The sequence below is a fragment of the Vibrio sp. 1078-1 genome (genome assembly GCF_033340475.1).
Genome location: NZ_JAWOWM010000004.1, coordinates 331635 through 345266, shown reverse-complemented (window position 1 = coordinate 345266; position 13632 = coordinate 331635). Strand labels below are relative to the sequence as shown.

Here is a 13632-nt window from a genome sequence, read left to right as displayed (position 1 = left end):
GTCAGTTCCAATTGGAAAATGTGTGGTAAATTGATTGGGTACTAAGCAATCAAACAAACGGTTTTGGCGAACCGTTTACTACAACAAGATTCATCAGAACATCGAACGGGGAATTGTTATGATATCACCAGATGCCAAGATCAAGATACAAAATTTTGGTCGTTTTCTGTCAAACATGGTAATGCCAAACATCGGCGCGTTTATCGCGTGGGGCTTTATCACTGCTCTATTTATCCCAACTGGATGGCTACCAAACGAAACGTTAGCCTCTATGGTTGGCCCAATGATTACCTACTTGCTGCCACTACTTATCGGTTACACCGGTGGTAAATTAGTTGGTGGCGATCGTGGTGCGGTAGTCGGTGCAATCACAACAATGGGTGTGATTGTCGGTACAGACATCCCAATGTTTATGGGTGCAATGATGGTCGGCCCAATGGGCGGCTGGGCTATCAAGAAATTCGATAACTACATCGATGGTAAAGTAAAAAGTGGCTTCGAGATGTTGGTTAACAACTTCTCTGCGGGCATCATCGGCATGCTATGTGCGATCCTTGCTTTCATCTTTATCGGTCCATTCGTAAAAATTCTTTCTGGTGGCTTAGCGGCAGGCGTTAACTTCCTAGTTTCTGCTCACCTACTACCACTAACTTCAATCTTCGTTGAACCTGCGAAGATCCTGTTCCTAAACAACGCGATCAACCACGGTATCTTCTCTCCACTGGGTATCCAACAAGCGTCTGAGACAGGTCAATCGATCTTCTTCCTAATCGAAGCAAACCCAGGTCCTGGTCTAGGTATCCTGCTAGCTTACATGGTGTTTGGTAAAGGTACGGCTCGTCAAACTGCAGGTGGTGCATCAATCATCCACTTCTTCGGCGGTATCCACGAGATTTACTTCCCATACATCCTAATGAACCCTCGCCTAATCCTTGCGGCTATCGCAGGCGGTATGACTGGTGTATTCGTTCTAACTATCTTTAACGCAGGTATCGTTTCTCCAGCATCACCAGGTTCAATCTTTGCAATCTTGTTGATGACTCAGAAAGGCTCAATCGTTGGTGTACTAGCGTCTATCGCTGCAGCAACAGGTGTGTCATTCGCCGTAGCAGCACTACTAATGAAGACACAAACGTCAACAGAAGAAGACGGTGATGAAGCAGCACTAGAAAAAGCAACATCACAAATGAAAGACATGAAATCTGCATCTAAAAACGATGCGGTGGTAAACAGCCAAAGCAAAGGTGACGTAGACCTAGCGACAGTACAAAGCATCATTGTCGCTTGTGATGCGGGCATGGGCTCGAGTGCAATGGGCGCGAGCATGCTACGCAAAAAGGTTCAAGACGCAGGTCTGAACATCCACGTAACCAACCTTGCCATTAACAGCTTACCAGAGAGTGCAGATATCGTGATTACTCATAAAGACTTAACGGATCGTGCACGTAAGCATGCTCCAAACGCACACCACATTTCATTGACTAACTTCCTAGATAGCGAGATGTACAACCAGCTAGTCACCAAACTACTAGCAGCACAAAACCAATCCGCAGCCAATGACGACCAAATGGTAAAAGTGTCGCTCGTGGCAGCAAACGACGACAACTTCGAGCCACAGCAAACGTCGGTGTTCCAAATCCAGCGTGAAAACATTCACCTAGGTTTGAAAGCTGCCAACAAAGAAGAAGCGATTCGCTTCGCGGGCAACAAGTTGGTCGAACTTGGCTACGCAGAACCAGAATACGTAGACGCGATGTTTGAGCGTGAAGCATTGGTTCCAACTTACCTAGGCGAATCTATCGCAGTGCCTCACGGCACGGTAGAAGCGAAAGACCGCGTGAAGAAAACCGGCATTGTAATCTGCCAATACCCATCGGGTATCCAATTTACTGAAGACGACGATGATGTAGCGAAACTGGTTATCGGCATTGCCGCTAAGAACGATGAGCACATCCAGGTGATCACCACCATTACGAACGCGCTCGATGAGCCGGAGGCAATTGAGAAGCTAACCAGCACCAACGATGTGGAAGAGATTCTAAACATCCTTGGCGGTCAACAAGCGGCTTAATTACCCCTTTAATTTGCTCCTGAGGCAAATGAGGTCAGCTGTCACCCCCTATGCGGTTGGCCTCCCCCTAGTTTCGTAAGTCAACATTTTAGACATTGGTAGGTAAGAATTATGAAAAACGCAGTTCATTTTGGCGCAGGTAACATTGGTCGTGGCTTCATCGGTAAACTATTAGCAGACGCAGAAGTCGAGGTCACATTTGCAGATGTAGACGCACCACTCGTCGACCAACTGAGTCACAAGCAAGAATACAAAGTAAAAGTGGTCGGTACTGAGTGCCAAATCGACACAGTAACTCACGTCACCGCGGTAAACTCAGCCAGTGAAGATGTCATCGACCGCATTGTAAAAACCGACTTGGTAACAACAGCGGTTGGCCCTAACGTACTGGACATCATTGCAAAAACCATCGCTACCGGCATTGCTAAACGCTTTGCAGCAGGTAACGATAAACCATTGAACATCATCGCGTGCGAAAACATGGTTCGTGGCACGACTCACCTAAAAGGTGAAGTGTACAAACATTTGGATGAATCATTACACGCGAAAGCAGACGAGCTAGTTGGCTTCGTCGACTCCGCAGTGGACCGCATCGTACCACCAGCAGAAGCGGCGAACGATGACCCACTAGAAGTCACTGTAGAGAGTTTTAGCGAATGGATTGTGGATGAGCAGCAATTCAAGGGCGAAATCCCTGACATAGCTGGCATGGAAAGAACCAACAACCTAATGGCATTCGTAGAACGCAAGCTATTCACTCTCAATACAGGCCACTGCATTACCGCTTACCTAGGTTGCTTGAAAGGCCATCGTACCATTCGTGAAGCAATTGAAGACCCAAGCATTCACGCTGAAGTAAAACAGGCGATGCAAGAAAGTGGTGAAGTGCTGATCAAACGTTACGGCTTCGACCGTGACATGCACAACGCCTACATCGAGAAGATTTTAGGACGCTTTGCCAACCCATACTTAGTGGATGAGGTGGATCGCGTAGGTCGTCAACCAATTCGAAAATTGGGTGCAAACGATAGATTAGTGAAGCCTTTACTCGGTACAATTGAGTATGGCACTGAAAATCAAACACTTTTGAAAGGCATTGCCGCTGCGTTGAAGTACACTAACGACACTGACCCACAAGCCGTAGAGCTACAAAACTCATTAAAAGAAGTGGGTGTGAAGAAGACGCTAGCGACATACACAGGTCTTGCAGAAGACAGCGATGAAGTGGCTCAAATCGAGACACTTTACAACCAACTTTGATTTACCTAGGGGAGCTCGGCTCCCCTTCTATGTCCTTCTCTGCTTGAAGAGTTGGGATAGCTAATAATTAGAAATGTATTCAGTATATGGCAGATAACATCAACGAAACCGAGATCATTGAGCGATTAAACAGCGCACCATCGGTACGAGGCTTTTTCATTGCAGCAGTCGACGTTTTTAACGATTCGATCGACGGGTTGGTGCAAAGAATCTTTCGTAAAGATAACTTCGCTGTTCAATCGGTTGTCGGTCCGCTGCTACAAGACTCTGGACCGCTGGGCGATCTGTCTGTTCGTTTGAAGTTATTGTTTGGCTTGGGAGTGCTCCCCGATGACATCTACCACGACATCGAAGACATCATCAAACTCAAAAACCAACTCAATAGTGACGCTTCAGATTACGAATTCACTGACCCGAATATTCTAGAACCAATTAAGAAACTGCACTTGGTGAAGAAAATGGGCATGGTACAACTGGAAGTCAGCGAACCAGATGACGACATCGACCTTGAGTTTTATCAGCTACAACTGCAACGTCAACAACAAATCATTAAGTCAGGGCTCTCACTTGCCATTGTCGAGATTTGCAATGAGCTCGGCAAAGACAGCCCTTTTTAATCGAAAAACTGGCACGGAAGCCTCCTCAACTCGCCCCTCTTTTTGCACATTCTTCTATACAACGTGCGTGAAAGCCATCACAGTCCATATTCCGATGTCTCTGTAACATCAGACCAATCTATCGCTAGTATTGAAACGGGATCGCATGCTTTCAATCGAAGACACTAAAACTAAGTGGGAGTTTTTCCAGAAACACCACTGGGTATCTCCAGAATTTTCCCGCACTCCCGTCCTCGAGTCGTGGGAGCGTTGCATAAAGCAATGCAGCCCTTATACCTGGTCAAAACCACATATTGCCTCTGGTTTTACCTTCTCATCTCTAATGAAGCGCAACGAACATCTCATCGAATGCGCCACGACCGTACTTGAAGATACGTACGATATGCTTGGTGACGAAGACCTGGTATTGATGGTAACCGATGGCAACGGCTGTATTCTCTCCACCGTCGGGCACGACTCTATGCGACAAGAGATGCAAACGCTCGGCATAAAACAAGGCTGTTTTCTCTCCGAAGGAAAGATAGGCACAAATGCAGTCAATCTCTGTATCAACACTCATATCCCGTGTGAAGTTTTTGCTGCCGAACATTTCAATCGCCACTTGCACTCTTATGCCTCTGTAGCGGCGCCTGTTTTCGACCAATTTGGCAAATTACGCGGTACAACATGCCTTTTCAGAAAAGCGGAAAGCTATAAGAAAGAAGACTTAGTCATCATCGCGTCGAGCGCGAAAGAAGTCAGCTTGCAAATCCACATTCAGTCGGAACAAGAAAACATGAACCGCCTTACTTGTGCGCACAACGCAACGTTAGAATGCATGGATGACGGCCTTCTGGCCTGGGATGAAGAAAGCCGTATAACCATGGTAAATCACCAGTCCGAGCGTTTGTTAAACATTGAAGCCAGTCAGGTCTTGGATAAAGAAGTCTTTGCTGTTTTACGCTTCCCGCCAAATGTCCTCAATAGTATTGAGTCGGGTGCAAGCATCAACCGAAAACTCACAACGGTAGAGGTTCGTGGCGAGTTTGTTGAGGCGATCATCACCTTGCGTCCACTCAATGACGGCACACACTTATTGTTCTTGCACCCTATCGATAAAATTCGCGAACTTGCTCAACAACAAATAGGTGGCAGTGCGCGCTATACGTTCAGCACTTTGCCCGTCATTTCACGAAAAATGAAGCATGTCATTACCGTGGCAAAACGGGCCATAAAGTCCAAATCACCGATTCTAATTACGGGTGAAGAAGGTGTAGGAAAAGCCACTCTCGCCATGGCGATTCATAACGAAAGCACCTACAAAGAAGGGCCATTCATTACGCTCAACTGTCGCTCCATCAATACAGAGCAACTGGTCAAAGAAACCCTAGGCTACGACGAAGGGCAAGGCATGCCTTCAAAGTTTGAGCTCGCCCATGGCGGTACGCTCTTTTTAGAAAAGGTGGAATATCTGTCGCCCGATTTACAAGCAGTGCTACTTAAGTTGTTAAAAACTGGGCTCGTCAGCCGCAGCGACAGTTTGCGATTGATCCCCGTAGACTTTCAACTTATCACGAGCACCGCTTCAGAGATCAGCGAGTATGTCACTCAACGCTCATTTGGTCGGCAACTTTATTATGAAATCTCCTCGAACGAGCTGCATATTCCGCCACTACGAAAGCGTAAAGAAGACATTGAATTTCTCGTCCAGCAGCTTATCAGCCATTATGAACGCCGCCACAATGTGACTATCTCGATAGAGCCAGTCGCACTGGAAGCGTTGATGAATTTTCGTTGGTCAGGCAACAACTCTGAATTAAGAAATCGAACTGAGCGAATTTTGCTTAACCGCAGTTCCAACTTAATCAAGCTGAACGATATTCCTGAAGACATTAAACTGAATTCTCGCCATACCGCAGAAAATACGCCAGTAATCACGTTAGAAGAAGCCGAGAGAAGAGCTATCGTTCAAGCTTGGAATCAGTGTGATGGCAAAATGCATGATATGGCGAAAGCATTGCAAATTGGCCGCACGACCTTATGGAGAAAAATTAATAAGTTTGGGCTGCAGGAGCAAATGAAGCTGTATTAAGCCGTGAATTGGCGTTCCTATAACAAAAGTAAAACCGGCGTAAGCACGCCGGTACAGATGTACTAACGATAAGGTATCGATTAAACATCGACAGACAACTGACGAATCTGCGCTTTTAGTCCCGGGAGCATACTTGAACTGGCGCTGAATTTTCGCAACCCCACGCGAAGCAATGTTTCTGTGGCATTTGGATCGCCAGCCATCTCACCACACATACTAACCGGTATGCCCGCGCGATCGCCTGCTGCACACGTGAGCTCAATGGCTTTTAGTACCGATGGTTCAAAGTAGTTCACCAATTCAGCAACGGCGGCGTTACCTCGATCGGCGGCCATAACATATTGAGTCAAATCATTGGTGCCGATAGAGAAAAAGTCGACTTCTTGGGCTAACGCATCAGCATTTAATACCGCGGCTGGCACCTCAATCATAATACCAACGGGCAAATGAGTCGCATCCAAGCCGAGTTGGCTTGCTTGATGCGCCAACAGCACTTTTACTTTTCTCACTTCTTCAACCTGAGCCACCATCGGTATCATCAATTGAATATTCGATTGCTCGTGAAAGGCTCTCAGAATGGCTCGAAGTTGAGCGGTAAACAATGACTCATGTTGAAGGCACAACCGCACCCCTCTCAAACCTAAAAATGGATTATCTTCCGCTGGCATAGGATAAGCGGCTAAAGGCTTATCACCGCCAACATCTAGACTACGAATCGTAAGTGGCTTATCACCAAGTGCGGCGGCAATATCACGATACACTTGGTATTGCGCTTCCTCAGTTGGCAACTCATCACTGTTTTGAAATAGAAACTCAGTCCGAAATAGACCAACGCCCTCAGCTCCTGATGTTAGTGCATCATCAATATCTTTCGGTCCACCAATATTGGCGAATACTGGAATATGGACACCATCACAGGTGACTGCGGCTTGCTGAGCACTCGCTAGTGCACTTTGTCGGGTGCTTTGCCACTCAATTTGTTGCGCTTCTAATTCCTGTTGTATGGCATCTGAAGGAGAGAACCATAAATGCCCTCGAAAGCCATCAATAGTCACCACTTGCCCAGCACGCACAGCATCAAGACAACCCTGAGCTTTAACGATGGCAGGAATCCCCATCGCACGAGCAAGAATCGCACTGTGAGAGGTTTTCCCTCCTTCACTCAAACAGATACCAAGCACTTTAGGTTTATCAAGCCCGGCCACATCAGAAGGCATCAGGTCACGGGCCAACAAAATACTCGGTTCCTTAATGTCGATGGCATTAGGCGTTACGCCTGTCATTTCGACCATAACTTGGCGTGCTATATCATGCACATCTGCTTCGCGTTCCCGCATGTACTGACTTTCTGCCTGGCGAAACTCTTTGGCCAACGTTTGCAGTGATTCTACCCAAGCTTGCTCGGCTATCATGCCCGTTTGAATTCGCGACTCGACCGATGCCCATAATTCTGGGTCACTGAGCATCATGCTATGAGCGGAAAATATTTCCCCTTTCGGCTGCTTCGCTTGCTCCTGCAAGTGTTGAAAAACCACGCCTATCGCACGCTTAACCCGTTCAATTTCATCTTGTTCACTTTGGAAATCACGTTCAGGCACAGCTGGCATTTCATGAGTAAAAAGGACAACTGGAGCAGTAGCGATACCGTCATTGACTCGAATACCAACAACAGCACCTTCAATCTGATTTGGGACCATGTCATCGAGCAAAGTATCCGTGCTCTCTTCAGATTCGATAATGCCTTGCTCAACCGCCTCTTTTTCTCCGAAGTGCTCACTAGCTAAGGCTTCAAATGCCTTGATTGCTTCACTGGATTGAGGTCCAAGTGCGCACAGCGTGATCGTCTCTTGGCTACAAACGCCAAGTTTCGCAATGCTGTTTAAGCTTTTTGCGTTCACACGGCGCTCGCCTTTTTTCAACCATAATTGGCAGTCAAAAGGCGCGAGTGCACCAACAATGGCCGCAGCGGGACGAGCATGTAATCCATGCGGATTTTGCACCACCCAATCAAATGTCCGTTCTTGCTCAAAGTTCTCTGATACTGGCGCTATCTCAGCGGATGTTAGTGGCTGATCACCAAGGTGCTCTTGTTTTACGCTTAACGCATTCTGTGCCTCTTCGACTACCGTCGATAAAGGTAGTCCGGCAGCAGCAGCCACCGACGCCGCCATGGTCCCTTCAACAATAGGGGCCGAGATAAGGGTGACATTTTCCCTCACATGATCATCAACCAGATCCAGAGCCATTTCCGTGCTAAGCAACGCGCTGCCAAGATCCATCAACACAACAACCCCTTGTTGATCTTGTACCTGCTCAATCGCTTCCATCACGGCAATGGCATCGGTTCCGATCGGGTTCTCTGGATCATCAATCCCAGCAGCAATCGCAAGCTTGGCTTTGCCTTGCGTCATTTGGGTGGCAAGTTCTGCCACCCCTTCGGCAAGTCGACGACTATGAGATACAACTACAATTCCCACCATCTTAATTACCTGCTATTGCCTGCTGTAGTGCTTTAATCATTAACAAAGAAGAGGTTGCACCGGGATCTTGGTGACCAATACTGCGTTCACCTAAATAGCTTGCTCGCCCTTTTTTCGCCAACATTTCAATCGTGGCAACCGCGTTCGTTTCTGCTAGCTCAACCATTTCATTAAGTAAGTGATCGGCGCTCATGCCATTTTCTAACGACGCCTTCACGCTAACTAAAACGGGTAACCAAACATCACACATGGTTTTATCACCCAGCTCTGCTTTACCACGAGACACCACGCCATCCACACCGCTTTTTAGTGCATCGATCAACTCTTCAAACGTTAGTTGCTCTCGGGTTCCGACAGCGGCAGCCGTGCGAATAAACAGCGTGCCATACAGCGGGCCACTTGCCCCACCGACACTAGAAAGCAAGGTCATGCCCGTATTCTTGAGAATGCTGCCGATATTTTGGTCCGCAAATTGCGGCAGTTTTTCAGCAACTTTTTTAAAGCCACGGTTCATATTGAGACCGTGGTCGGCGTCACCAATATCACGATCAAGGTCGGTCAGAAAATCTTGATTCTCTTGATACGTTTTTGCACATAACTCTAGCCAGTGAACGATATGTTGTTTTTCAATTTGCATGTTTGCTCTCCCCTGTTACCACTTGATCGCGGCCGTATCGACAGGAGCATCAAACAGCTCCAACATCTCTTTGTCTGCCTTCAGCAACGTAATCGAAACGCCTTCCATATCGAGTGACGTACAGAAGTTACCAACCATATTACGCACGATACGGAACCCTGCTTGCTCACAGTTATGAGCCAGACGGCGGTACACTCCGTAAAGCTCTGAAGTTGGCGTACCACCCATACCATTCACCATCACGATGTAGTCGTGTTCAGCGGCGAAAGGCTCAATGCTGGATTCCACTTCATCCCATTCACCTTCGTCACGATTCCAAATACGCAATGTGCGCTGATAAGGTGTGTTTTCAGCAACTTCAGCAAACATTTCATCCACTAACGTATCGACATCGGTGTATTTCACTCGCTTGATACCTGGTTCACCATGGATACCAACACCAAACTCCACTTCATCATCTTCCAGAACAAAAGATGGTTTACCTGCTGCGGGTACAACACAAGCATTAAGCGCCACGCCAAATGAACGACAGTGATTATTCACGCGACGAGCCAGCGCTTCACATTGCTCCAACGAATAACCTTTGTTCGCGGCAGCCCCAACTAACTTTTCAACCAATACCGTTCCAGCAACGCCACGGCGACCAGCGGTGTATAGGCTGTCTTTGACTGCAACATCGTCATCCACCAACACCGACCCAACTTTGATACCATCGGTATGAAGCAGCTCCACAGCCGTTTCAAAGTTCAACACGTCTCCGGTGTAGTTTTTAATGATAAATAGCACGCCTTCACCAGTATTCACTTGGTTGCCACATTCGTACATTTGATCTGGCGTTGGTGAAGTAAACACCTCACCAGGACAGGCGCCTGTCAGCATGCCTTTACCAATAAAACCAGCGTGCAAAGGTTCATGACCACAGCCACCACCAGAAACCAGTGCCACTTGCCCCGGCGTTTCCTCGTGCCACATGTAACGAGGCTCGTAGTTCGCTTTTAGCTCAGGGCGGGACAATGCCAGGCCTTCCATTTGCTGCAATACAACATCATCGACTTGGTTAATTAACTTTTTCATCGTTCTATCTCATTCCATTTATATTTTTATGTAGGGTATGAATTCATCTTAAACAGAGAAAAAACGTGCTCAACAAAAATCAATCTGTTTCATATTGAAACAACGACTTCGGTATTTTCGTTTCAATATGAAACGAAAAACGACAGATTAGCTTGAATAGTGATCGGCGCCATAAAGCATGCTGATGCTTATTACTTCTGAAAGTCGGTTTGACACAGAGGTCATAAAAGCATGGAACAAAACCAGAGATATCCTTCACCACTTACCACACCAAACCTAATATAAACCTTATCCCTACAATGGATATTCATTGCACTCCAAAACACACACAAAAAAGGTTAAAGGTTTGAATTATGGACAAAATTATTATCAGCCCAAGCAAATACGTCCAAGGTGAACAAGTACTTACATCTATCGCTCACTATGTGAAAACATTGGGTGAACGTCCGTTAGTAATTGCCGATGAGTTCGTGACTAACCTGGTTGGTGATGACGTCAAACAAAGTTTTGCTGACGAAAAGCTTCCACTCACTATGAACATTTTTGGTGGCGAATGTTCGCGCGTTGAGATTGAACGCATCACGGACATTTGTGCCACTCAAAAACACGATGTCATTGTCGGTATTGGTGGTGGTAAAACGTTAGATACAGCAAAGGCTGTTGCGTTTTACACCAAAATTCCTGTCGTGGTGGTTCCTACGATTGCCTCGACTGATGCGCCAACCTCAGCGCTTGCGGTGATATACACACCTGAAGGTGAATTTGCAGAATATTTGATGATCCCTAAAAACCCAGACATGGTCATCATGGATACGTCAGTCATCGCCAAAGCCCCTGTTCGCTTACTTGTATCGGGGATGGGCGACGCGCTTTCCACCTACTTTGAAGCTCGTGCCAACATGACTTCTGGTAAGGCAACAATGGCTGGTGGGTTAGCGACGCGTTCAGCACAAGCGCTTGCGAAACTTTGCTATGAAACCTTGCTTGAAGATGGTGTAAAAGCAAAAGCTGCGGTAGAAAATGGTGTGAGCACCAAAGCGGTAGAAAACATTATTGAAGCCAATACATACCTAAGCGGTATCGGTTTTGAAAGCAGTGGTCTAGCGGGTGCTCACGCTATTCATAACGGCCTAACTAAGCTTGAAGAGTGTCATCATCTCTATCATGGTGAGAAAGTCGCGTTCGGCACACTTGTTCAGCTGGTACTAGAAAACGCAGCGATGGAAGAGATTAATACGGTTCTTGCATTCTGCCGCTCTGTAGGTCTACCAACCAACTTATTTGATATGGGCGTTAAAGAGCTTAACCACGCTAAGTTGCGCGAGGTCGCCGAAGCCTCAACGGCCGAGGGAGAAACCATCCACAATATGCCATTCCCAGTGACGGCAGAAAATGTCTACTCTGCAATTCTAACCGCTCACCAGTTGGGTCAATAACTCACAAACCTTAAAATGGGTTTAAATAAAAAAGCGGCACATACTCTCGCATGTGCCGCTCAGGATTTTTGCTGTTAAGCGTAATTACTCAACCGTTACCGCTTTCGCTAGGTTACGTGGTTGGTCTACGTCCGTACCTTTGATCAGTGCTACGTAGTAAGACAGCAACTGCATTGGGATGGTGTAGTAGATCGCCGCCGTGATTTCACTAACGTGAGGCATAGTGATGATCTTCATTGTCTCATCGCCTTCGAAGCCTGCGTCTGCATCTGCGAATACGTATAGAAGGCCGCCACGCGCACGCACTTCTTCAACGTTTGATTTTAGCTTTTCAAGTAGGTCGTTGCTTGGTGCAACCACAACAACAGGCATGTCAGCATCAATTAGAGCCAGAGGACCGTGTTTCAGTTCACCCGCCGCGTACGCTTCTGCGTGGATGTACGAGATCTCTTTCAGTTTTAGAGACGCTTCCATCGCGATTGGGTAGAACTCGCCACGGCCTAGGAACAATGTGTGGTGCTTGTCTGCAAAATCCGTTGCAAGTGCTTCAATTTCTTTCTCGAAAGAAAGTGCCGCGTTGATTTGCTTAGGAAGTGCGTGTAGCGCTTCAACAATCTCTTTTTCTTTCTCTTTGCTGATGCGACCTTGCTCTTTACCCAGCGCTGTTACCAGCATAAGTAGTGCAGAAAGCTGAGTCGTGAACGCTTTGGTTGAAGCCACACCGATTTCAACACCAGCGCGAGTCATGAACGCAAAATCTGATTCACGAACCAGAGAAGAGCCTGCTACGTTACAAATGGTCATCGCCGCCATGTAACCTTTCTCTTTTGCTAGGCGAAGTGCTGCTAGGGTATCAGCGGTTTCACCAGACTGAGACAACGTGATCAATAGGCTGTTTGGACGAGTCACAAACTTGCGGTAACGGAATTCAGACGCAATTTCTACATCACAGCTAACGCCTGCAATGTCTTCAAACCAGTAACGTGCCGTCATACCTGCGTTGTAAGACGTACCACACGCCACGATTTGTACGTGTTCTACTTTGCTTAGAATGTCTGCCGCGTGCACACCGATCGCATCTGTCACAACAGAATCTGACGTGATACGACCTTCCATTGTGTTGATCAACGCTTTAGGTTGCTCATAGATTTCTTTTTGCATGAAGTGACGGTATTGACCTTTATCACCTGCATCATGCTCTGCATTAGATTCAACAATTTCACGCTCAACTGGCTCACCCGTTGCATCAAACACAGTGACTTCACGGCGAGTAATTTCTGCTACGTCCCCTTCTTCTAGGTACATGAAACGGCGCGTAACGTTAAGTAATGCAAGTTGGTCAGACGCTAGGAAGTTTTCACCCACACCAAAACCGATCACGATCGGGCTGCCTGAACGCGCTACTACGATGCGTGAAGGATCTTTGCGATCCAACGCTACGGTGCCGTATGCGCCTTCAAGTTGTTTTGCTGTTTTTTGTACCGCTTCTAATAGCGTTTCTGAAGTACGAAGTTCCCACTCAACCATGTGTGCGATAACTTCTGTATCCGTTTGCGATTCAAACACGTAGCCACGAGATTGAAGCAGCTCACGCAGCTCTTCATGGTTTTCGATGATGCCGTTATGGACCACTGCGATATCACCAGACATGTGTGGGTGAGCATTGATTTCAGAAGGTTCACCGTGCGTCGCCCAACGAGTGTGCGCAATACCAGTTCCGCCGATCACTTTTGCTTCTTCTACTGCATCAGCCAATTCTTGTACTTTACCCAAGCGACGAACGCGCGTTAGGTTTGATTCGCCATCAACAACCGCAACGCCAGCAGAGTCGTAACCGCGGTACTCTAAGCGGCGTAGACCTTCAACCAAAATTTCTGCAACATCTCGTTGTGCTACTGCACCTACGATTCCACACATGTGTTTATCTCCGTTTGTAGTTTTGTTCTTCCCTAGCCATGATTTCAAATAGAGGCAGCAAGCAAAGGC

9 protein-coding genes are annotated in these 13632 nt (G+C 47.1%); 5 read left to right on the top strand and 4 right to left on the bottom strand.

Annotated elements, in window-relative coordinates; all coding sequences use genetic code 11:
* Positions 1-118: 118 nt before the first annotated feature.
* From R7190_RS11510 to dhaR, 4 genes are all read left to right on the top strand, one after another.
* Positions 119-2071, top strand: coding sequence for a PTS mannitol transporter subunit IICBA (locus tag R7190_RS11510; RefSeq protein ID WP_005379710.1), 1953 nt, complete (start codon positions 119-121; stop codon positions 2069-2071).
* Positions 2072-2182: 111 nt separating this feature from the next.
* Complete coding sequence (locus R7190_RS11505) at positions 2183-3331, top strand: mannitol-1-phosphate 5-dehydrogenase (protein WP_005379709.1); 1149 nt, start codon at positions 2183-2185, stop codon at positions 3329-3331.
* An 86-nt stretch (positions 3332-3417) separates the two neighbouring features.
* Complete coding sequence (locus R7190_RS11500) at positions 3418-3948, top strand: MltR family transcriptional regulator (RefSeq protein WP_005379708.1); 531 nt, start codon at positions 3418-3420, stop codon at positions 3946-3948.
* Positions 3949-4093: 145 nt separating this feature from the next.
* A complete protein-coding gene (dhaR, locus tag R7190_RS11495; RefSeq protein ID WP_031779030.1) occupies positions 4094-6019 on the top strand; it encodes a dihydroxyacetone kinase operon transcriptional regulator DhaR in 1926 nt (641 codons plus the stop codon).
* An 80-nt stretch (positions 6020-6099) separates the two neighbouring features.
* On the opposite strand, the gene ptsP is transcribed toward dhaR, so the two are convergent.
* Genes ptsP through dhaK form a run of 3 tightly spaced genes read right to left on the bottom strand, consistent with a single transcriptional unit; the run spans position 6100 to position 10210 of the window.
* On the bottom strand, positions 6100-8499 hold the full coding sequence (ptsP, locus tag R7190_RS11490; protein WP_186584475.1) for a phosphoenolpyruvate--protein phosphotransferase: 2400 nt from the start codon (positions 8497-8499) through the stop codon (positions 6100-6102).
* A gap of 1 nt (position 8500) precedes the next feature.
* Positions 8501-9136 (bottom strand): dihydroxyacetone kinase subunit DhaL, encoded by a 636-nt coding sequence (dhaL, locus tag R7190_RS11485; RefSeq protein ID WP_186584477.1) that lies wholly within the window; start codon positions 9134-9136, stop codon positions 8501-8503.
* Between the two features lie 15 nt (positions 9137-9151).
* Positions 9152-10210, bottom strand: coding sequence for a dihydroxyacetone kinase subunit DhaK (gene dhaK, locus R7190_RS11480; RefSeq protein WP_005383055.1), 1059 nt, complete (start codon positions 10208-10210; stop codon positions 9152-9154).
* Positions 10211-10563: 353 nt separating this feature from the next.
* Between dhaK and R7190_RS11475 the strand changes: the two genes are divergently transcribed.
* Complete coding sequence (locus R7190_RS11475; protein ID WP_005379703.1) at positions 10564-11646, top strand: glycerol dehydrogenase; 1083 nt, start codon at positions 10564-10566, stop codon at positions 11644-11646.
* 84 nt (positions 11647-11730) lie between these two features.
* On the opposite strand, the gene glmS is transcribed toward R7190_RS11475, so the two are convergent.
* Entirely contained in the window at positions 11731-13563 is a 1833-nt protein-coding gene (gene glmS / locus R7190_RS11470; protein ID WP_005379702.1) for a glutamine--fructose-6-phosphate transaminase (isomerizing), read from the bottom strand.
* Positions 13564-13632: the final 69 nt, after the last annotated feature.

What these genes read in the sequence shown, in the direction of transcription:
- glmS (WP_005379702.1), bottom strand. Translation starts at nt 13,563, where the DNA reads ATGTGTGGAATCGTAGGTGCAGTAGCACAACGAGATGTTGCAGAAATT.
- dhaL (WP_186584477.1), bottom strand. Translation starts at nt 9,136, where the DNA reads ATGCAAATTGAAAAACAACATATCGTTCACTGGCTAGAGTTATGTGCA.
- R7190_RS11505 (WP_005379709.1), top strand. Translation starts at nt 2,183, where the DNA reads ATGAAAAACGCAGTTCATTTTGGCGCAGGTAACATTGGTCGTGGCTTC.
- dhaR (WP_031779030.1), top strand. Translation starts at nt 4,094, where the DNA reads ATGCTTTCAATCGAAGACACTAAAACTAAGTGGGAGTTTTTCCAGAAA.
- R7190_RS11510 (WP_005379710.1), top strand. Translation starts at nt 119, where the DNA reads ATGATATCACCAGATGCCAAGATCAAGATACAAAATTTTGGTCGTTTT.
- dhaK (WP_005383055.1), bottom strand. Translation starts at nt 10,210, where the DNA reads ATGAAAAAGTTAATTAACCAAGTCGATGATGTTGTATTGCAGCAAATG.
- ptsP (WP_186584475.1), bottom strand. Translation starts at nt 8,499, where the DNA reads ATGGTGGGAATTGTAGTTGTATCTCATAGTCGTCGACTTGCCGAAGGG.
- R7190_RS11475 (WP_005379703.1), top strand. Translation starts at nt 10,564, where the DNA reads ATGGACAAAATTATTATCAGCCCAAGCAAATACGTCCAAGGTGAACAA.
- R7190_RS11500 (WP_005379708.1), top strand. Translation starts at nt 3,418, where the DNA reads ATGGCAGATAACATCAACGAAACCGAGATCATTGAGCGATTAAACAGC.